The sequence below is a fragment of the Variovorax beijingensis genome, from assembly GCF_007828835.1.
GTDB classification, from domain to species: Bacteria; Pseudomonadota; Gammaproteobacteria; order Burkholderiales; family Burkholderiaceae_C; genus Variovorax; species Variovorax beijingensis_A.
Window position 1 is genome coordinate 48,829 of record NZ_VIVL01000010.1, and the last position, 18,707, is coordinate 67,535.

The 18,707-nt window shown below is 67.8% G+C and carries 26 protein-coding genes; 12 read left to right on the forward strand and 14 right to left on the reverse strand.

Features of this window, described 5'->3' with window-relative positions:
• Positions 1-94: 94 nt before the first annotated feature.
• The gene (locus tag FB547_RS24815; RefSeq protein WP_145746317.1) at positions 95-877 is read left to right on the forward strand and encodes an IclR family transcriptional regulator; all 783 of its coding nucleotides are present in this window, start codon (positions 95-97) and stop codon (positions 875-877) included.
• Between the two features lie 27 nt (positions 878-904).
• Here FB547_RS24815 and FB547_RS24820 read toward each other — a convergent pair whose 3' ends face one another.
• Positions 905-1,609, reverse strand: coding sequence for a B3/4 domain-containing protein (locus FB547_RS24820; protein WP_145746318.1), 705 nt, complete (start codon positions 1,607-1,609; stop codon positions 905-907).
• A gap of 39 nt (positions 1,610-1,648) precedes the next feature.
• Positions 1,649-2,509, reverse strand: coding sequence for an AraC family transcriptional regulator (locus tag FB547_RS24825; protein ID WP_145746319.1), 861 nt, complete (start codon positions 2,507-2,509; stop codon positions 1,649-1,651).
• Between the two features lie 189 nt (positions 2,510-2,698).
• Here FB547_RS24825 and FB547_RS24830 point away from each other — a divergent pair, with 189 nt between their 5' ends.
• On the forward strand, positions 2,699-2,899 hold the full coding sequence (locus FB547_RS24830) for a hypothetical protein (RefSeq protein ID WP_145746320.1): 201 nt from the start codon (positions 2,699-2,701) through the stop codon (positions 2,897-2,899).
• 142 nt (positions 2,900-3,041) lie between these two features.
• Positions 3,042-3,488: an SRPBCC family protein gene (locus tag FB547_RS24835; RefSeq protein WP_145746321.1), complete on the forward strand. Its 447-nt coding sequence runs from the start codon at positions 3,042-3,044 to the stop codon at positions 3,486-3,488.
• A gap of 14 nt (positions 3,489-3,502) precedes the next feature.
• Here the strand turns inward: FB547_RS24835 and FB547_RS24840 are convergent, their stop codons facing one another.
• Positions 3,503-4,252 carry a TerC family protein gene (locus FB547_RS24840; RefSeq protein WP_145746322.1) on the reverse strand — a complete coding sequence of 250 codons (750 nt, stop codon included), beginning with the start codon at positions 4,250-4,252 and terminating at the stop codon, positions 3,503-3,505.
• Between the two features lie 189 nt (positions 4,253-4,441).
• Between FB547_RS24840 and FB547_RS24845 the strand changes: the two genes are divergently transcribed.
• The 5 genes from FB547_RS24845 to FB547_RS24865 all read left to right on the forward strand — a co-directional run bounded on the left by FB547_RS24845 (position 4,442) and on the right by FB547_RS24865 (position 7,245).
• Positions 4,442-4,810 (forward strand): hypothetical protein, encoded by a 369-nt coding sequence (locus tag FB547_RS24845; protein ID WP_145746323.1) that lies wholly within the window; start codon positions 4,442-4,444, stop codon positions 4,808-4,810.
• 60 nt (positions 4,811-4,870) lie between these two features.
• Complete coding sequence (locus FB547_RS24850) at positions 4,871-5,284, forward strand: GNAT family N-acetyltransferase (protein WP_145746324.1); 414 nt, start codon at positions 4,871-4,873, stop codon at positions 5,282-5,284.
• A gap of 29 nt (positions 5,285-5,313) precedes the next feature.
• On the forward strand, positions 5,314-5,826 hold the full coding sequence (locus FB547_RS24855; protein WP_145746504.1) for an AAA family ATPase: 513 nt from the start codon (positions 5,314-5,316) through the stop codon (positions 5,824-5,826).
• Between the two features lie 86 nt (positions 5,827-5,912).
• Positions 5,913-6,779 (forward strand): alpha/beta fold hydrolase, encoded by an 867-nt coding sequence (locus FB547_RS24860; RefSeq protein ID WP_145746325.1) that lies wholly within the window; start codon positions 5,913-5,915, stop codon positions 6,777-6,779.
• Positions 6,780-6,813: 34 nt separating this feature from the next.
• Complete coding sequence (locus tag FB547_RS24865) at positions 6,814-7,245, forward strand: VOC family protein (RefSeq protein WP_145746326.1); 432 nt, start codon at positions 6,814-6,816, stop codon at positions 7,243-7,245.
• A gap of 23 nt (positions 7,246-7,268) precedes the next feature.
• On the opposite strand, the gene FB547_RS24870 is transcribed toward FB547_RS24865, so the two are convergent.
• Together FB547_RS24870 and FB547_RS24875 are read right to left on the reverse strand one after the other, a co-directional pair.
• Positions 7,269-7,946, reverse strand: coding sequence for a glutathione S-transferase family protein (locus FB547_RS24870; protein WP_145746327.1), 678 nt, complete (start codon positions 7,944-7,946; stop codon positions 7,269-7,271).
• Between the two features lie 57 nt (positions 7,947-8,003).
• Complete coding sequence (locus FB547_RS24875; RefSeq protein ID WP_145746328.1) at positions 8,004-8,483, reverse strand: VOC family protein; 480 nt, start codon at positions 8,481-8,483, stop codon at positions 8,004-8,006.
• Between the two features lie 97 nt (positions 8,484-8,580).
• Between FB547_RS24875 and FB547_RS24880 the strand changes: the two genes are divergently transcribed.
• Both FB547_RS24880 and FB547_RS24885 read left to right on the forward strand, forming a co-directional pair.
• Complete coding sequence (locus FB547_RS24880; RefSeq protein WP_145746329.1) at positions 8,581-9,075, forward strand: helix-turn-helix transcriptional regulator; 495 nt, start codon at positions 8,581-8,583, stop codon at positions 9,073-9,075.
• Positions 9,072-9,479, forward strand: a complete 408-nt coding sequence (locus tag FB547_RS24885) for a VOC family protein (RefSeq protein WP_145746330.1) — start codon at positions 9,072-9,074, stop codon at positions 9,477-9,479. The genes FB547_RS24880 and FB547_RS24885 overlap by 4 nt, the downstream gene beginning before the upstream one ends.
• An 18-nt stretch (positions 9,480-9,497) precedes the next feature.
• Here FB547_RS24885 and FB547_RS24890 read toward each other — a convergent pair whose 3' ends face one another.
• The 6 genes from FB547_RS24890 to FB547_RS24920 form a co-directional block, all read right to left on the reverse strand.
• Positions 9,498-9,647 (reverse strand): substrate-binding domain-containing protein, encoded by a 150-nt coding sequence (locus FB547_RS24890; RefSeq protein WP_261380379.1) that lies wholly within the window; start codon positions 9,645-9,647, stop codon positions 9,498-9,500.
• 194 nt (positions 9,648-9,841) lie between these two features.
• Entirely contained in the window at positions 9,842-10,714 is an 873-nt protein-coding gene (locus tag FB547_RS24900) for an NAD(P)-dependent oxidoreductase (RefSeq protein ID WP_145746331.1), read from the reverse strand.
• A gap of 242 nt (positions 10,715-10,956) precedes the next feature.
• Complete coding sequence (locus tag FB547_RS24905) at positions 10,957-11,352, reverse strand: nuclear transport factor 2 family protein (protein ID WP_145746332.1); 396 nt, start codon at positions 11,350-11,352, stop codon at positions 10,957-10,959.
• Positions 11,353-11,485: 133 nt separating this feature from the next.
• Entirely contained in the window at positions 11,486-12,463 is a 978-nt protein-coding gene (locus FB547_RS24910) for a Bug family tripartite tricarboxylate transporter substrate binding protein (RefSeq protein ID WP_145746333.1), read from the reverse strand.
• Between the two features lie 56 nt (positions 12,464-12,519).
• Positions 12,520-13,503 (reverse strand): Bug family tripartite tricarboxylate transporter substrate binding protein, encoded by a 984-nt coding sequence (locus FB547_RS24915; protein ID WP_145746334.1) that lies wholly within the window; start codon positions 13,501-13,503, stop codon positions 12,520-12,522.
• 42 nt (positions 13,504-13,545) lie between these two features.
• A complete protein-coding gene (locus FB547_RS24920; protein WP_145746335.1) occupies positions 13,546-14,499 on the reverse strand; it encodes a 2-hydroxyacid dehydrogenase in 954 nt (317 codons plus the stop codon).
• 112 nt (positions 14,500-14,611) lie between these two features.
• Here FB547_RS24920 and FB547_RS24925 point away from each other — a divergent pair, with 112 nt between their 5' ends.
• A complete protein-coding gene (locus tag FB547_RS24925) occupies positions 14,612-15,760 on the forward strand; it encodes a citrate/2-methylcitrate synthase (protein WP_145746336.1) in 1,149 nt (382 codons plus the stop codon).
• A 51-nt stretch (positions 15,761-15,811) separates the two neighbouring features.
• Here FB547_RS24925 and map read toward each other — a convergent pair whose 3' ends face one another.
• Positions 15,812-16,603 (reverse strand): type I methionyl aminopeptidase, encoded by a 792-nt coding sequence (gene map / locus FB547_RS24930; protein WP_145746337.1) that lies wholly within the window; start codon positions 16,601-16,603, stop codon positions 15,812-15,814.
• A complete protein-coding gene (locus tag FB547_RS24935) occupies positions 16,603-16,857 on the reverse strand; it encodes a ParD-like family protein (protein ID WP_125965980.1) in 255 nt (84 codons plus the stop codon). The genes map and FB547_RS24935 overlap by 1 nt, the downstream gene beginning before the upstream one ends.
• Before the next feature lie 70 nt (positions 16,858-16,927).
• Here FB547_RS24935 and FB547_RS24940 point away from each other — a divergent pair, with 70 nt between their 5' ends.
• A complete protein-coding gene (locus FB547_RS24940) occupies positions 16,928-17,137 on the forward strand; it encodes a dihydrofolate reductase family protein (RefSeq protein WP_145746338.1) in 210 nt (69 codons plus the stop codon).
• Positions 17,138-17,202: 65 nt separating this feature from the next.
• Here the strand turns inward: FB547_RS24940 and FB547_RS24945 are convergent, their stop codons facing one another.
• A complete protein-coding gene (locus FB547_RS24945; protein WP_145746339.1) occupies positions 17,203-18,672 on the reverse strand; it encodes an HD domain-containing phosphohydrolase in 1,470 nt (489 codons plus the stop codon).
• Positions 18,673-18,707: the final 35 nt, after the last annotated feature.

The window sequence follows — 18,707 nt, forward strand, 5'->3', positions numbered from 1 at the left end:
GCGCGATCTTAGGATCTAAGTGGAAATCTTTTCCACTAGTGAAAACACTTGGCAAAAGAGCTAGCATTGCACCTGCCCCACCTTTCCGAACGACATGAGCGCCATCCTCGAACGCAGCTTCAAGGTCCTTGAACACCTGGCCGGCCATCCCGAAGGCCGCGCGCTTTCCGCGCTCTCCGCCGAGCTGGAAATGCCGCTGAGCGCCACCCACCGCCTGCTGGGCGAACTGATCCGCTGCGGCTACGTGCGGCAGGACCAGAGCCACGGCGACTACATGCTCACGATCAAGCTGGTGTCGCTGGGCCTGAGCTTCCTGAGCAACAGCGGCATCGTCGACGTGGCGCAGCCGCTGCTCGACCGGCTCGCGGCCGAATCGGGCGAGCTGGTGCGGCTGGCGGTGGTCGACGGCGACGAGCTGACCTTCGTCGCCAAGGCGCAGGGCGCAATGCGCGGCCTGCGCTACGACCCCGACATGGGCCTCTCGGTCAATCTCTCCTGCAGTTCCGCGGGCCACGCGTGGCTGTCGACCATGACGGACGAACAGGCGCTGCAGCTGGTCGCCAGGCAAGGCTTCGGCAAGCCCGAGGACTACGGCCCGAAGGCGCCGACCACCGTCAAGGCGCTGCTGGCGTACCTGCGCGCGGCCCGCAAGCGCGGCTTCGCAATGATCAACGAGGTGTTCGCGCCCGCCATGACGGCCATGGCCGCCCCCGTGCGCAGCGGCAACGGCGCGGTGATCGGCGTCATCACCATCGCCGGGCCGCTGGTGCGGCTGACCGAAGAACGCATGCTCGCGCTGGGCCCGGCGCTGCTGGCCACGGCCGAGGACGTGGCGCACGCGAGCGGCGCGTCTGCCCTCTTCAAGCGGCGCGCCTGACCGGGCGCCTCGGGAAACGGCCGCTCTTCAGAACGCCAGCCGGGGCGCCTCTTTCCGCAACAGCGCGCTCGCGGCCGGCGGCTCCCAGATCTCGGCCAATGCCCGGGACAGCGCATCCAGCAGCTGCCGCACATCGTTGGCGGCATCCGCGTGCAAGGCCTCGGCCACGATGAGGACGCGGGAGGTTTCATCGCGCACGGCGGAACGCGCGCTCTGGCGATGGGTCCAGCGCCGGGCGTGCGCGCAGCCCGCGGCATCCGCAAAGACGACTTCGCCGCGATCGGGCGTTTCGGTTTCGCCCGAGAACGCGAGGTAGCTTTCGGTGCCGTCGGCGCATCGCACCTGCAGCCCCTCGGCCACCTTCGACAGGTCGAACACCGCGATCGGAATCGCGAAGGCCAGCGACAGTGCATTGCAAAGATCGACGAGCGGATGGATCGGCGGCAGCGCGCCTTCTTTCCGGAACCGGCGCAGCAGCGATTCGGAGGCGCACCGGTATTGCGTGGGCTTGAGGCCCATGCGTGCGAAGGTGCGGCGCCAGGCCTGGATCTCCGGAAGATCGGCTTCCGAGCCGACGGCTTCGAGCCGTGCGCGCGCCACGCCGTGGTAGTGCGCCACCTGCGCCTGCACCGAGCCGTTCCGGTGGATGCCCTGGGCCAGCAGGACGCCGGGCACCAGTTCGGGATGGCGCTGCCAGATTTCCGGCGAATGAGAGAAGAAGAAAGAATGCATGGCGCAGTGTGTCGCCGGCGCGGTGGCCTGTCTTGAACGCTATTGCAGCCGTGCGGGCGGCGTCCAGGCGCGCTGCCATGCGCCGGGCGTGAAGCCGAAGTGCAGTGCGAACGCGCGCGTCATGTGGCTCTGGTCCGCAAAGCCGGCCGCCATGGCCGCGTCCGCCAGTGCCGCGCCGCGCCGGATGAGGCCGCGCGCCACTTCCGCGCGCTGCTGGAGCAGCCACGCGAACGGCGTGACGCCATGGACCTCCCTGAAGCGCCGCAGCAGCTGGTATTTGCTCAGCCCCGAAGAGGCCGCGAGCTGGCCCAGGCTGGGCGGCTGCGCAAGGCAATCCGCGAGCATTTCGCGCGCCCGCGAGATGCCGGCCGACGGCGCACGCACGGGCAGCCGTTGGGCGCCGTGGCGCGATGCGAGCATGGTGCAGGTCTGCACGAGGAGTTCCTCGCAGCGCAATGCATCCGCCTGCGCCTGCTTCGGCGCGGCGGCGCGCGCCTCCAGCAGCCGCAGGAGATCGCCGAGCGTGCGCCGCAGCCGGTCGTCGCTGATGACGGGGCGGATCAGCGCCATGTCGCCATCATTCGCCGTGCCCGTTGCGGGCGCATCCACGGCCCATCGGAGCGCAGCGGGTTCGAGATACAGCATGCGCCAGCGCCGAAACGGCCCGCCAAGCGGCCGCCCGTCATGCACTTCGCCCGGATTCGTTGCGATGAGGTGGCCGGCATGGGCCTCGACCTCGCCGCATCCGCTGGCCGAGCGCTGGGCACCCTCGTCGATGATGCCGATGCCGAAGGTGGCGTGCCAGTGCCTGCCGTAGCGGCGTTGGCTCGAGATGCGGGTGCCATGCACGCCCTCCCAGGGGGAGCCGAAGACGCGGCAGTCGTGGTGCGGGTTCTTCATCGCGCGGAGTATGCATGGGCACGCGGACCCGCAGGATTCGCCGCGAAATGCGCAAATTCGCACAGGTTCCGCCACCGCCCTGCTGTACGACCTGCCGCATTTGCCGGTTCGCACTTGTAGGATCGCCGCCATCCAGCAGAGCACGCCATGCGGCCCGCATTCCACCCTTCCCCGTCCGCCTCGATTCGAATGAAGCAAATCTGCGTCAACTGGCGTTCGAGCGTCGTCCACGACGAGGACGACGAGCACTGCGACGACGGCCTGTGGGTGCCCGAAACCCCGGCGGCACGCAGGGAGGCCCAGGTGATCTGCGAAGTTCAGAATGCGATCTACGGGCACGGCTCGCACTGGATCGAAGAGCGCGAGGCTCTTTTTCTGCGCTCCGCCTGACCAGAGCGCGCAGGCCAGACTGCGAACTTTCGGCCTCAAAAAAAGCTTCATCGCACGGCGCTACAGTTCGCTGTCGATTTTCCGCAGCCTCGTTCGTCGTGTCAGTGGAGGGTCATCCTCCGCATTTCAGGAGAACACAGCCATGGCTACCAATACCGTCCGCCTGCACCGCGTACTGCGCGCCCCGCCCGAGCGGCTCTACCGCGCCTTCGTCGAGCCCAGCGCCTTCGAGCGCTGGCTGCCGCCTTTCGGATTCACCGGCAAGGTCCACAGCATGGACCCGGTGGTCGGGGGCGCCTGGCGCATGTCCTTCACCGCCTTTGGCAGCGGCCACAGCCACTCGTTCGGCGGCAAGTACCTGGAACTCGTTCCCGGCCAGCGCATCGCCTACGACGCGAGCTTCGACGATCCCAACCTGCCGGGCACCATGAAGACCACCGTGACGCTCGCGGCCGTGTCCTGCGGCACCGACATGTCCGTCGTGCAGGAAGGCATCCCCGACCTGATCCCCGTGGAGATGTGCTACCTGGGCTGGCAGGAGTCGCTGGTCGCGCTGGCCCAGCTGGTCGAGCCGAACATTCCGGGCTGAGGCGCCGAGCGGCGTCAGTCGCCCGGAATATGGGGCGGGTTCAGCTCCACGGGCTTGGGCGCCTTCTTGCGCAGCCGGATGTTGAGCATCTCGACGGCCAGCGAGAAGGCCATCGCGAAGTACACGTAGCCCTTGGGCACGTGATGTCCGAAGCCCTCTGCCACCAGCACCACGCCCACCACCACCAGGAAGGCCAGCGCCAGCATCTTGATGGTGGGATGGTTCGAGACGAAGCGGCCGATCGGGCCGGCAAACAGCATCATGAGGAACACCGACACGATCACCGCGGCGATCATGACCCGCACGTCGTCCACCATGCCGACCGCCGTGATGATCGAATCCAGCGAGAACACCAGGTCGATGACCATGATCTGCAGGATGACACCGGCGAAGGTGGCCTTGACGGCGCTGGACTTCTGCTCGTGGCCGCCCTCCAGCGACTGGTGGACCTCGCTGGTGCTCTTCCAGATCAGGAACAGCCCGCCCAGGATCAGGATCAGGTCGCGCCCCGAGATGTCCTTGCCGAGCACCGAGAAAAGCGGAGCGACCAGACCCACGATCCACGCGAGCACCAGCAGCAGGCCGATGCGCATGAACATGGCCATGAACAGGCCGGTCCGGCGCGCGAATTCGCGCCTTTCGGGCGGCAGCTTGTCGACCAGGATCGAGATGAAGATGATGTTGTCGATGCCCAGCACGAGCTCGAGCGCGGTCAGGGTCGCAAAGGCGATCCAGACCTGGGGATCCGTCAGCAGTTCAAGCATGGAAGATCTTTCGGCACGGCAATGCCGGCAAAAAAGAAGGATTGGCGGCAGGGGCAGAGTCTGCCATGCGGCTTCCTGGGGTTTTCGCGTGACATCTTGAAATGTTCTTCACCGAAGCGATGTGTGCGATCTTGCGCGGCCGAACGTTGGAAGAGGCATCGGGAGCAATCCCATATCTTTGGAGACGAGATGACCTTTCCTCGAACCGTTCTCAAGCTGGCTCTCTCGGGCACCATTGCCGCAGGCGCTCTTTTCGGCGTGGCTGCTGCAAGCGCGGGCACCAGCTGGTCCATCGGCGTGTCGGTGCCCGGCGTGGTGGTGAGCGAACCGGCACCGGTGTACTACGAGCCCGCGCCCGTGTACTCGCGGCCGGCCCCCGTCTACTACGAGCCGGCGCCGCCGGTGCGCTACCAGCCGCCCGCCTACGTTGCACCGGCACCCGTCTACTACGAGCCGGGACCGAGCTGGGAAGAACGGCGCGCAGCGCGCCGTGAATGGCGCCGCCGCGAATGGGAGCGCCGCGAGCACTACCGCCACTATCGCGAAGACCGGGACTGATCGCAGCCGCGCGAGCGGCTACAGTCGCCCTCGATGCCATTCAATTCCCGAGGAGCGGATATGCAGATTCGCGCTGCTGCGGCTTCCGATGCCGATGCGGTCCATCGCCTTCTTTCCGCCAGCGGATGGGCGCACCGGATCGCCGATGCCGCACACCTCGGCCGGCTGATCTCGGCATCGCGGCAGGCGGTGGTCGCGTTGTCGGCGGACGGCGAGATCGTCGGCTTTGCGCGCGCCATCGGCGATGGCATCTCCAACGGCTACCTGTCGATGGTGGTGGTCGCCGAGCCGTTGCGCCGGCAGGGCATCGGGCAAGCGCTGGTCCGGCACATCCTGGGTTCGGAGAAGGGCATCACATGGGTGCTGCGGGCCGGCCGGCCGGGTGCCGCCGAGTTCTTTGCCAGGCTGGGCTTCAGCCCCTCGTCGGCCGCGATGGAACGGCCGCGGGAGCAACAACTGCGGACGGCGCCTTGAGCCGAGGAATCACGCGCATGGCGAAACCGATGCTGATTGTTCTCGGCGGATTGCCCGGCACCGGCAAGACCACCATTGCGCGCGAACTCGCTGCCGGCTTCCCCTGCGCCTATCTGCGCATCGACACCATCGAGCAAGCGCTCATCCGATCGAGGGCGCTCGATGAACCGGGCCCCGCCGGCTACGCTGTTGCCTGCGAGCTTGCCCGGTCCAATCTCGCGCTTGGCATGTCGGTGATCGCTGATTGCGTCAATCCGCTCCCGGTCACCCGCGAAGCATGGCGTGCGGTGGCAGCCGACACATCCTCGGGCTTGCTCGAGCTCGAGATCGTGTGTTCCGACCCCGCAGCGCACCGCAGGCGCGTGGAGGGCCGGAAGGCCGACATTCCGGGCCACGTTCCGCCGACCTGGGAGGCGGTCGCGCGCCATGAATACGCGGCCTGGACCACAAGTCGCCTCGTCATCGATTCGGCATTCGTCAGCGCGAGCGAGGCGGCCACCCTGATCCTGGAACGGTTGCGCAGCGAGGCCGCAGGCGAGTAAGTAAACGGCCTACATCCGGCTGCGGACGAGGCTGATCAGCACGGGCTTCGCGAGGGATACGGTGCTTCTCGAAGGAGCACGCACCCATGGCCCGCGAATCCACGCTTTCGATCGATGGCTTGACCCTTTCCTACCGCTGTGCCGGCGACCCGCGCTCGCCGTGGCTCGTGCTGCTGCACGGCTGGCCGCAATCGAAGTCGATCTACGACCCGGTGCTGGACGAACTGGGAAGTGATGCCCACGCCATTGCCTTCGACCTGCCCGGCATCGGCGGATCGCTTGGCATGCCGCCAGCCGCATCGCCGTGCGAACTGCATGTGCTCGCCGGCCTCCTGCTCCGCGCGGCCGAATCGCTGGGTGCGCATTCGATCGTGTTCGCGGGCGTGGACATCGGCGGCATGCTCGCCTTTGCGGCGGCCCGCGAGCATGGCGCACGCATTGCCGGCGCGGTGGTCATGAACACCGTCATCCCGGGCGTTGCGCCGTGGTCGAGGCTCATCGCCGAGCCGCGCATCTGGCACTTCGCGTTCCATGCGATACCGCAGCTGCCCGAACTGCTGGTGAGCGGACGCGAACGCGCCTATTTCGACTACTTCTACGACCTGCTCGCGGGCGACAAGCATGCGCTGACGAACGAGATCCGGAACGACTGGACGCGCGCCTACCAGCGGCCCGAAGCGTTGAAGGCCGGCTTCGACTGGTACCGGGCACTCGAGAGCGCCGCGCAACGCAATGCGAGCCCCGTTCGCATCGACACGCCCATCCTGTACCTGCGCGGCGACGCCGGCGGCCGCGACATCGACGACTATGCCGACGGCCTGCGCAAGGCCGGCGCCGCGAATCTTCGATCGCAGCTCATCAGCGGCAGCGGCGAGTTCCTTCCCATTGAGGCGCCCGCCGCAACCTGCGAGGCACTGCGCGCATTTCGCGCAGAACTCGGGCATGCAGCCTGATCCGGGCCACATCGCCTTTTCTTCGGAGACCTCCATGCAACCAAGAATCACCGTCATCACCCTCGGCGTCGAGGACCTGGAGAGAGCCGTCGCCTTCTATCGCGACGGACTCGGCCTGCCGACCAAGGGCATCGTGGGCAGGGAGTTCGAGCATGGCGCCGTCGCCTTCTTCGAGCTGCAGGACGGGCTCAAGCTGGCCGTGTGGCCGCGCTCGAGCATCGCGGCCGATGCCGGCCTTCCGCTGCGCGCGGGCGGGTCCCTCGAATTCACGCTCGGGCACAACGTCATGTCGAAGGCCGAAGTGGACGCCGTGATGCAGCAAGCCGCGAGGGCCGGTGCCAAGGTGGTGAAAACCGCAGCGGACACCTTCTACGGCGGGTACGCCGGTTACTTCATGGACCCGGACGGGCACCTGTGGGAGGCGATCTACAACCCGCAACTGCTGCCAGGGGCTGAAGCTGCATAGGCGCTTCGGGCCGGGGCCGCGCGTCAAGGCCTGTCGGGCCTGATGTCGGGCGCAGGGGTCGAAGAGACACCCTGCGCCTCGGCCGCTCGCGATTGCACAGCCATGGCCGCCTTGAAGCCCGGTCGCGCCTGCAAGCGCTCCCAGTAGGCCGCCACCGCCGGTGTGAAGCGTTCGGCCAGGCCCAGATGCTCGGCCAGCAGCAATGCGTAGCCGACCGACACGTCCGCCGCAGTGAAGCGGCCCGCACAAAGATAGTCGCGCTCGGCGAGCAATGGCTCCAGCGTTCGCAGGCGCGCGAGGAACCACTTGGCATAGTCGTCGGCCACCTGCGGCTGCTTCCGCTGCGCCGGCTCGAAGTGCGCATACCGCAACACGAGCGTCTGCGGAAAGGTCAAGGTCGCCTCGCCGAAATGGAGGTAGTTGAGGTACGGGCCGAAGTCAGCCTCGTCGCAACCTACATCCAGCTGGCCCGCCGAGAACCGCGCAGCCAGGTACTGGCAGATCGCGGCCGACTCGGTCATTCGCATGGCGCCGTCGGACAGCATCGGCACGGTGCCAAGCGGGTTCACCTCGAGATACGGCCGCGACAGCACGCGCGGCGGAAAGGGCAGCATCCTGAGGTCGTAGGAAAGCCCGATCTCTTCAAGCATCCAGAGAGGGCGGAACGAGCGTGCGCTGAGGCAGTGGTGCAGGGTGATCATGGTTCGGCGGCTTGTGGCCCGCCATGAAGCCGAGGCCGGGGTTGGGGTCCGAACGCGTCAGCCGCGCCGGGCCGTTTCGATCGCGGCGATGTCGATCTTTGTCATTTCCATCATGGCTTCGAACGCGCGCTTGGCTGCCGCCGGGTCGGGATCGGTGATCGCGGCCGTCAGGGCGCGCGGCGTGATCTGCCACGACAGTCCCCACTTGTCCTTGCACCAGCCGCATGCGCTTGCCTGCCCGCCGTTGCCGATGACCGCGTTCCACAAGCGGTCCGTTTCGGCCTGGTCGTCGGTTGCGACCTGGAACGAGAAGGCCTCGCTGTGCTTGAACGCCGGTCCCCCATTCAGGCCCAGGCAAGGGATGCCCATCACCGTGAACTCGACCGTCAGCACATCGCCTTCCTTGCCCGAGGGATAGTCGCCGGGTGCGCGATGCACGGCGCCCACCGCGCTGTCGGGGAAGGTCTCGGCGTAGAACTTGGCGGCATCGAGGGCGGTGCCGTCGTACCAGAGGCAAATCGTGTTCTTGCTGATCATCTTGGGTCTCCTGAATTGGACAGATACGAACGCCAGTTGCGATCCCCGGCAGGATAGCGCCTCCAGCCGCTGCACGGCGCGTCCCCGATAATTTGCGATGGCCATCAACTCGATCAACCAGGATCCCGCGCTGCTGCGGCGGCTGCTGCGCGCCAAAGACCGGATGGACGCCGCATCGCACGAGGAGTGGCCGGTCGAACGGCTGGCGCAGGTGAGCGGCGTGTCGGAGGCCCACTTCGCGCGTTCGTTCAAGCAGGCCTTCGGTACGCCGCCGCACCGGTACCTGCTCACGCGCCGCATCGAGCGCGCGATGGCGCTGCTGCGCGAGACCGACCGGCCCATCACCGACATCGCCTTCGAGACGGGCTGGGCGAGCCTGGGCACCTTCGGGCGCACCTTCCGCGACATCACCGGCAGCAGCCCGAGCGCGATCCGCGCGCGCGGCAAGGCCACGCCGCGCGAGCTCGGCCGGGTGCCCGTCTGCATCGTCAATGCCGCCCACCGGCCTCATCTGACGACCGCAGTTTCGGAGAAGCGGCGCCTCGCGGCAGACGGTACAAACGAGCCCGAACAACCACAGGAGATCCCATGAATCAGGGCATTGAAGTCGCCGGTCTGTACGTGCACGATCAGGACGAGGCGCTGGCGTTCTATGTTGAGAAGCTCGGCTTCCGCGTCCACACCGACGTGGGAAACGGCGACTACCGCTGGCTCACGGTGCAGCACCCCGAGCAGCCGTCGTTTCAGCTCGGCCTGTTCAGGCCCGGGCCGCCGGTGCTCGACGCGGCCACGGCGCAGGCGGCGAGCGCTATGGTGGCCAAGGGCGCGATGCCGCCGCTGGTGCTGCGGGTGGACGACTGCCGCGCCGCCTATGAGCGGATGCGCGGCCTGGGCGTGGAGTTCACGCAGGAGCCGGTGGAGCGCTACGGCACCGTGGACGCGGGCTTTCGCGATCCGTCGGGGAATGGCTGGAAGATGATCCAGGCGCGCGGCTGAGCCGGCGCCGAGCTGGCCTCAGGCCGGCGCCATGCCGTGGCGGCGCTTGGCCTCGGCGCTGTCGGCCGAGCACATGAATTCGAGCAGCGCGCGCACCGCGGCCGGCTGCGCGCAGCCGACCACCGGCGCCGCGGAAAAGACCGTGGTGATCTGAACCTCCGGCGGCAAGGGACCGAGCAGGTCGCGACTTTCGGCTCGACGAGACGCGGCGCGAGATCGGCCTGAGCCAGCGCCTCGGCGCGTTCCCCTCGCCCGGCGCACGCGCGCTGATGCAGGAAATCCGCGCGGTGGTCGCCCGCTCGCCCGACTTCCACGCGAAGGCCGGAAACCGCGGCCCGTGAAATGCGGACGGCCGCCGGCGCTCAGCGCCGGGCCAGCAGGTCAGCCAGTTCGGGCACCAGGGCCTCGGGCGCCAGACCCTGCGCATGCTGCAGCGTCTGCAGCACCGCCGCCGCAATGTCGCGGTGCGCACCGGCATCGCCCGCCATGGTGTTGTAGTAGCCGAGGTCCTTGCTCGCATTGGCGATCGAAAAGCGCAGGCTCGATGTGTCCTTGGCCGTCAGGTAGGGCCGCAGCCGCTCCAGCGCCACGCCGCCGCCGCCGCCCTTGGCCAGGATCTCCACGAACATCTCGGGCGCCACGCCGTGCTGGCCGGCGCAGGCGGCCGCCTCGGCGATCAGCGCCACCGTGCCCAGCGAGACGAAGTTGTGCAGCAGCTTCATGCCATGGCCCGCGCCCACCGGGCCCGCGTGCAGGATGTTCTCGGCAAAGCACGACAGCAGCGGGCGGCATTCCTCGAGCAGGGCCGCATCGCCGCCCACCAGCAGGTTGAGCCGGCCTTCGGCCGCTTCCTTGGGCGTACGCGTCATCGGCGTGTCCAGGAAGCGGCTGCCCGCGGCCTGCACGGCCTGGGCCATGCGCAGCGTGGAGGCCGGAATCGCGGTGGAGCAGTCGATGACGATGCTGCCCGGGCGCAAGCCCTGCAGCACGCCGCCTTCGCCCGTGAGCACGGCCTCGACCTGGGGCGAGCCCGTGAGCACGAGGATGACGATGTCGGACTGCGCAGCCAGGTCGGCCGCCCGCGCGAAGCTGCGCGCGCCGGCGGCCTTGAGCGCGTCCAGCGGCTGGTTGCCGGCGTGCTCGAGCACGGCCAGCGGGTAGCCGTGTTTGGCGATGTTGGTGGCAATGCCATGGCCCATCATGCCGATGCCGATCATGCCGATGTTTTTTTTCAAGGGAATCTCCTGGTTGCGATGTGTAGGGGATGCAGGGGCAACCGTCCGAGTCGAGGACTGCGTTGCGCTTCGGGTCAGGCTTCCGTCGGCAAGCACCGATCGTGCGACGAAGTGGCTCGGATGGGCCTGCAGGCAGGCGCAGCGTACCAAACTCGAGTACTTCGTCCCGACAAGCGATGCCCATGCTCACCGAGCAGTTCGAGCAATCGCTCGCCTCTCTCCCGGCGCAGAAAACCACAGGATCAGGCCGCAGCCGGCGAACGGTTCTTGCGATAGGAGTTCTTCAGAAGAATCTTGCCGGCACGAAAAGTAAACAGATCGCAGCCTTGGACTTCGACGCGGGTTCCGTCGGTGCGTGTTCCCGTGAACGTCCACTCCGACACTCCGCGGTCCCCATGGACGAAATGGCGCGCGTTCCCCCAGTGGGCATCGGGAAAGACCGCCCAGACTTCTGCAAAAGCAGCTCGCACCGCCGCGCCGCCGGCGTATCGGGTGCCGCAGGCCTCGGCGCCGGCGGAGGCTTCGAAGATGCAATCGGGTGTCATGAACGACATGAGTGCATCCACATCGTGCCGATTCCACGCATCGGCAAATGCCTGCAACACTTCCGCGGTCACTTCGGGATTCGGCGTTTGCATGATCGGGCACCTCCGGCCGGCGGGCGGCTTGGATGCCGAGATTAGTCCGATCGAATCCGGCCAGCAAGCTCATCGGGGACCGGTTGGCTGCACGCCGTTGGCATCGCGCATTGCACGCGATCCCGATCCGTCCTCACTCCGCCTGGATCCCCGCCTCCTTCACCACCCTGCCCCACTTGGCAAGGTCGGACCTGATCAGCGCGGCGTATTCCTGCGGCGTGCCGCCCTGTATCTCGATGCCGGCAGCCTCCAGCCTGGTCCGCACGTCCGGCAGCTTGAGCGCCGCGTTGATCTCGGCATTCAGCTTGGCGACGATGGCCTTGGGCGTGCCGGCCGGCGCCAGGAACCCGCCGTTCGTGTTGGCGTCGTAGCCCTTCAATCCCTGCTCGTCCGCAGTCGGCACGTCGGGCAGCGAGCTTGTCCGCTTGCGCGTCGACACCGCCACGGCGCGCACGTTGCCGGCCTTCACCTGCGGCTGGATGGCACTGAGGGTGTCGATGAAGAGCGCGGTGCGTCCGGCCAGCAGGTCCGGGTGCGCGGCGGACGAGCCCTTGTAGGGCACCAGAAGCATCGGCGCGCCGCTGGCCATGCGGAACATCTCGGCCGCCATTTCCTGCGCGCTGCCGCGGCCGGAGGTGGCAACCTTGGCCTCGTCCGGATGGGCCTTCATCCACGCCACCAATTCGGGCAGCGTCCTGGCCGGAAGCTGCGGATAGATGGCGAACACCAGTGAAACCTCGTGGCTGTAGACGATGGGTTCGAAGCTTTTTTCCGGATCCCAGCCGAGGTTCTTGAACAGGAACTTGTTGATGTTGTGGCTGCCGCCGACGATGCCGATCGTGTAGCCGTCGGGCGACGACTTGGCAAGAACGTCGGTGCCGAGATTGTTGGAAGCGCCGGGCCTGTTGTCGACGATCACCGGCTGCCCCATCGACACCGCAAGCTTGTCGCCGACGACGCGGGCGATGGTGTCGATCGCACCGCCGGGCGGCGCAGGCACGATGATCTTGATGGCGCGTGCCGGATAAGCCGCCTCGGCCGATGCGGCGAACGGCATCGCCGCCAGCGACGCCGAGACGGCAAGGATCTTGACCAGGGATGCGAGCTGCATGGATGTCTCCTCTTCGGGGTGGGTCTGTGTCTCTTTTGAAAGGCCGCGCGCCGCGCTCACTCGATCGTGATCTTGCGGCTTCGGATGATCTGGGCGTAGCGGCGCTTGTCGTCGTCGATCAGCCGCGCGAACTCCTGCGGCGATGTGGCGCGCGGCACGCCGCCCAGCCCCACGAAGCGCGCCTTGACCGATTCGTCGGCCAGCACGGCGCGCAGGTCGGCGGCGATCTTCTCCACCAGTTCGGGCGGCGTGCCCGCCGGTGCGAGCAGGCCGATCCAGGAGATCGCGTTGAAGCCGGGCGCCACGCTTTCGGCGAGCGTGGGCACGTCGGGAAACGCCGGCACGCGCTTGTCGCCGGTCACGGCCAGCGCACGCAGTTTGCCCGCCTTGATGTGGCCGGAGGCCTCCAGCACGGTCATGAACGACAGCTGCACATGGCCCGCAAGCAGGTCGGCGATGGCCGGACCGCCGCCGCGGTAGGGCACATGCACGATGAAGGCACCCGTCTGGTCCTTGAACATCTCGGCCGCCAGGTGCGGCGCGCCGCCGGCGCCCGAACTGCTGTAGCTCATCTGGCCCGGCCTGGACCTGGCCAGCGCCACGAAGTCGGCCGCCGTCTTCGCGGGGACCGCCGGATTGACCATCATCGCCAGCGGCAACTCGGCCACCAGGGAGACCGGCGCAAAGGCCTTGTCGGCGTCGTAGGGCAGCTTGGAATACAGCAAGGGATTGATCGCCTGCGTCCCGATGTTGCCCAGCAGCAGCGTGTAGCCGTCCGGCCTGGACTTGGCGACGAAGTCGGCGCCGATCTGCCCGGCGGCGCCGCCCTTGTTCTCCACGATCACAGGCTGGCCCCAGCGCCGGCCCAACTGCTCGGCGATGACGCGGCCGCCGGTGTCCGTCCCGCCGCCCGGCGGGAACGGCACCACCAGCGTGACGGGGCGCGAAGGAAAAGTCTGCGCGAAGCCCGGTGTTTGGATGGCGCAGAGGGCAAGGGCCAGGGGAACGGCAAGGTGTCGAATGAACAAGGGTGTCTCCATTTATAGGTTTGATGTGCGGCCGCTGGCCGCGCGCGCAGGGACTCAGGTGGTCAGGCTCATGGCCGGGCGCTCGCCGGCCAGGGCCTGGGCGACGCTCGCCAGCACCATCTCGGCCATGGCGGTGCGGGTCTCCCAGGTGGCACTGGCACGGTGGGCCTGCAAGGTCGCGCGCTCGGACCGGCGCAGCGCCAGCGGCACGCGCGGCTCGTCGACGAACACGTCGAGCCCCGCACCCGCGATGCGGCCGTCAAGCAGCGCCTGCGTGAGATCGGCTTCGTTCACGAGCCGGCCGCGCGCCACGTTGACCAGGAAGCCGCGCGGCCCCAGCGCATCGAGCACGGCCGCATCGACGATGCCTTCGGCGCGGTCCGCGGCGGCGCACAGCACCAGCGCGTCCGACTCGCGCGCCAGGTCCACCAGGCGCGGTGTGAAGCCGTACGCGACGTCGTCCATGGCATGCAGGTCGGTGTAGCGGATGGGGCAGCCGAAAGCCGCCGCCCGCACCGCGACGGCGCGGCCCACCCGGCCCATTCCGACGATGCCGAGGCGCATGCCGCTGAACCTGCGGGCGAGCGGAATGGCACTGGGCTGCGGATGAAGTTCCCACTGGCCGTCCCGCACAAAGCGGTCGCCGGCACACAGGTTCCGGCAGGCCGCGATCAGCAGGCCGATGGCCAGGTCGGCCACGTCTTCGGTGAGCGCACCCAGCGTCGCGGTGACGGGCAGGCCGCGCTCCCGGCAGTACGCCAGGTCCACGGCGTCGGTGCCCACGCCATTGACGGCCACCACCTTCAGGCTGGGCAGCTGCTCCAGCATCGCGCGCGAGATGCCCGTGTGCCCGCCGGTGATCACGGCGTCGACCGACGCGCCATGCTGGCGCAGCCAGCCCTCCGGATCGGGCAGCTCGAAGTGCTTGTGCACGGTGTAGAGCGAGGCGAGCGTGTCGTTGATCGCGGGAATCAGGATCGGATTGAGTTGAAGGACTTGGGGTTTCATATCGCTGTTCGGGAACGCTCTTCACGGAGCTGGGCCTATGCTATGAATAGATTGATAGTACGGTCAATCTTGATACATATAATCAATAGAAATCGACTCTGACGACCTGCCCATGGCTTCCTGGATTTCAATGACCGAGGCGTGCAAGCTGCTGGGTGTGCAGCCCCAGACGATCTACGCGTACGTGAGCCGCGGCAAGCTCGAGGTCGTGCCCGACCCGGCCGACACGCGGCGCAGGCTCTACCGCGCCGAGGACGTGGCCGGCCTGGCCAGGCGCAAGCAGGCCGGCCGCAAGCACGAGACGCTGGCCGCCAACACGCTGTTCGGGTCGGAGCCCAGCATTCCCACGGCCCTGTGCGCGTTCTCCCGCGGGCGGCCGTACTACCGCGGCCGGGATGCCGTGCGCATGGCCCGCACCGCCACGCTCGAAGATGCGGCTCAGCTCCTGTGGGGCGCCGAGCATGCCGTCGATTTCGCCTGCATGGCGTCCCTGCGTTCCGGCAAGCCGGGGCGAGGCGCGGCCTTCGCCGCCTTGGCCAGCCTGGCGGCCGCCGGCCATTCCACCGGGGGCCGCCTGACCCGGGTGCTGCATGCCGAGGGCCAGGACCTGGTGGGCCGGCTGGCCAACGCGTTCGGGGCTTCACCCGGCCACGAACCGCTGCATCTGCGCTTTGCGAAAGGATGGAAGCAACCTGCCAAGGTGGCCGATCTGCTGCGAACGGCCCTGGTGCTCCTGGCCGATCACGAGCTGACCAGTTCGGCCTTTGCCGCGCGCATTGCGGCTTCGACGGGCGCCTCGTTGCCCGCATGCCTGCTGGCCGGATTGACCACCCTCTCCGGCCCCTTGCATGGCGACGCCTCGGGCCGCGTCCGCGCATTGTTCAGCGAGGTGGAGCGGCTGGGGGACGACCAGGTGCTGGCCCACCACCTCTCGAACGGCCTGTCGCTGGCCGGATTCGGCCATCACCTCTACCCCGACGGCGATCCGCGCGCGGCCGCGCTGCTGGCCTTGTTCGAGCCTCCCAAGGTGATCGCGCGCTTCATCGCAAAGGTGGCGAAGCTGACCGGCTTGCAGCCCAACATCGACGTCGCGCTGGCCGCCATGGCCGCCCACCATCGGCTGCCTGCCGATGCGGCCTTTGGCCTGTTCGCTACCGCGCGCAGCGTCGGGCTCCTGGCGCACAGCCTGGAGCAGCTGGGCACGGCGCAGGTGATCCGCCCGCGCGGGCGCTATGTGGGGCCGGCGCCAGAGCCCGTGTGAGCTGCCCGCATCGATGCAACCGTCCCGAGTCAAGCCTCGCCCGGCCAGGCGTCAAACCGGCGCGTAGCTCCCTGTGCCTCCCGGCCAGGCCGTCAGCACTTCATATCCCTCGGACGTGACGGCCACCATGTGCTCCCACTGGGCGGACAGCGACCGGTCCCTGGTCACGACGGTCCACCCGTCGGGCAATTGCCTGGTTTCGCGCTTGCCTGCGTTGAGCATCGGCTCGATGGTGAAGACCATTCCCGGTTCCAGCTTGAGACCTTCACCGCGCTGCCCGTAGTGCAGCACGTTCGGTTCGTCGTGGTAGATCCGGCCGATGCCGTGGCCGCAGTATTCGCGCACCACGCTGAACTGCTCCCGGTGAGCGACCGACTGGATGGCATGGCCGATATCGCCCAAGGTCGCTCCGGGCCTGACCTGCCGGATTCCGGCCAGCATGGCCTCGTACGTCGTCTCCACCAGGCGCCGAGCCAGCACGCTGGGCGCGCCGACGAAGTACATGCGGCTGGTGTCGCCGAACCAGCCGTCCTTGATGACGGCGACGTCGATGTTGACGATGTCGCCCTTCTTCAGGATCTTGGCCGGAGAGGGAATGCCGTGGCAGACCACCTGGTTGACGGAGGTGAGGATGGTCTTGGGATATCCCTGATATCCCACGTTGGCGGGAATGGCGCCTTGCACATTCACGATATGGTCGTGGCAGATCCGGTCGAGCGTCTCCGTGCTCACCCCGGGCACCACGTGGGGCCCGACCATGTCCAGAACCTCCGCGGCAAGCCTGCCGGCGCGCCGTGCCATCGCGAGTTCCTCGGCGGGCCTGATGGGAACGCCGTGCGCCACTAGTGCTTCCCAGTCGCGGATCCGCGGGGCTTGCCAGGCTGGCTGGTGACAGCCGCGGCAATGTCCAGCCCCCCCGCGAGTTCGGCCTGTATCAGCAGCTGGCAGATTTCCCGGTAGTCCAGTTCCGGATGCATCTCGGTCAGCATCCCGACCCGCATCCAGTGCTCTGCCTGTGCATTGATGGACCTGCTCAGGGCATTCCCCGCCACCCGCAGGTTCTCATGCATCAGGTCCGAAATCTTCACGATGCCCATTGCTTGCCCTCTATACGAAATATACCTGTATTGTATATGTTTCGTATGGTCTCGCAAATGATCCGAGCGAATGAAATCGACGACACCCGCGGGCGGCGCGCTCGCTGCGCAGCAATACCTGAAAGCCAACCTGGTCGACGAAATGCAGCTTCACCTCGTTCCGACGCTGCTCGGCGGTGGCGAGCGCCTGTTCGACGGCGTCGAAGCCCTGCATGCCCTCGCGATGGTGAAAGCGGTCGTGGCGCCGGACGTGATCCACCTGCAATTTGCGAGAAAGTAAAGGCGTGCGGTGCAGTCCCTTGCTGCAGGCAGCGCTTGGACCTCGCACTGCCGTCCGGTCTCCCGCTACAGCAGGCCCTTGGCGGACGCTTTCAGCGTTGCGGCCGCGCGGGTCGAGCAGCCAAGCTTGCGGAACACACGTTCGACATGGGTCCGTACCGTGCTCGGGCTGATGCTCAGCGCGCGAGCGACCTGCTTCGTGTTGTCGCCCCGGCTGATGCAGCGCAGGACTTCGAGTTCGCGCTGGGAAAGCGACGGGTCACCCGGCGCAGGTGCGGCGGGCTTCGCAGGCGTTCCCGACAGGGCACAGGCGAGCAGCGCGGTGACGACCTCCTGGTCGAAGCGGCCCGCCTCGACGTCCTCGTGCATGCGAGCGAGCGACTGTGCCTCGGTCAGTTCCGGCCGCCACGGACGGCGGGTGCGATGCGAAACCCACTGCTCGGCCGCCGCGACGATCTGTCCTTCGAGCGGCATCGACATGCCGGAGCGGCCGCGGAAGTAGCCGGAGCCATCGCGCCGCTCGAAGGCGAACGATGCGATCTCTGCCTCGGCCGCAAGGCCGTCGATCTGCCCGGCGGCGCGGGAAGTCCAGTACGGCACGAGCCGCAGGCGCTCCATCGACGAGGCCGGCAACGGTTCGGGCGCGTTCCAGATGGCGTTGGGAACCGCTGCGCGCCCGATGCCATGGATCAAGCCGGCCTTGTACATGCGTTGGCGCAACGGTTCGTTCATTCCCAGTTGCGTGCCGCAATCGCGCGCCAACTTCGCCACGCGGCGCGAGTACCCCGTCATCCAGGGAAGCTTGAGGTCGCTCACGTCGCCCACGAGTTCCAGCCCGACGCGCCGAAGCATCGAAGCCGGCTGGTCGGCGACGCCGGTCCACGGCGCGACGGGAGAATCCAGCAGCTTCATCCACTCCCGGGCATGCGGTGAGCTCGCCTCGACGAGGAATTCCGGGTAGAGGCTGTTCGCGCGCCCCCGCGCCAGCGCGAGGGCTTCGTCGAGCCCATAGAGGCGGCTGAAGATCTCCAGATCGCTCGCCAGGGCCACGACGTAAGTCGCAAGGGGCACGTCCTTGCCCCGGAGGACGCCGGGAATGCCGCTGCCGTCGTAGGCCTCGAAAATGGCGCGCAGCGCCGCTTCCACATCGGGACTCAGGCCGAGCATGCCCGCGATGTCGCCGGCGATCTCGCAATGAATATGGGCCATGGCAACCACTGGCCCAGGGATGGGCGCGCGGTGCGGCCGATGCAGCCGCGGCTGCGGGGACGCCAGAAGGGCTCGCCGACCGAGCACGTCGTCCTCCAGGAAGTCCGCGAACTCCTGCGCATTGGCCGTGCAACCCGACCAGCGCAGCAGCGCAACGTGCCGCGCGACCTCGACCTGTGGCGCGTTGCAACCGGCTTCCCTCGAAATCATCCCCGCCAGCCAGGCTGTACGCAGGGAATGGTCGATCGGCTGGCCCATGCTCAGATCGCCGATGAAGGCCAGCGCGCGGGCCGCGTCAAAAACGGTGATGGTCGTGTCTTCAGGCATGGGATCACTGTGGCGGGCGCACAGCATCGCACAGT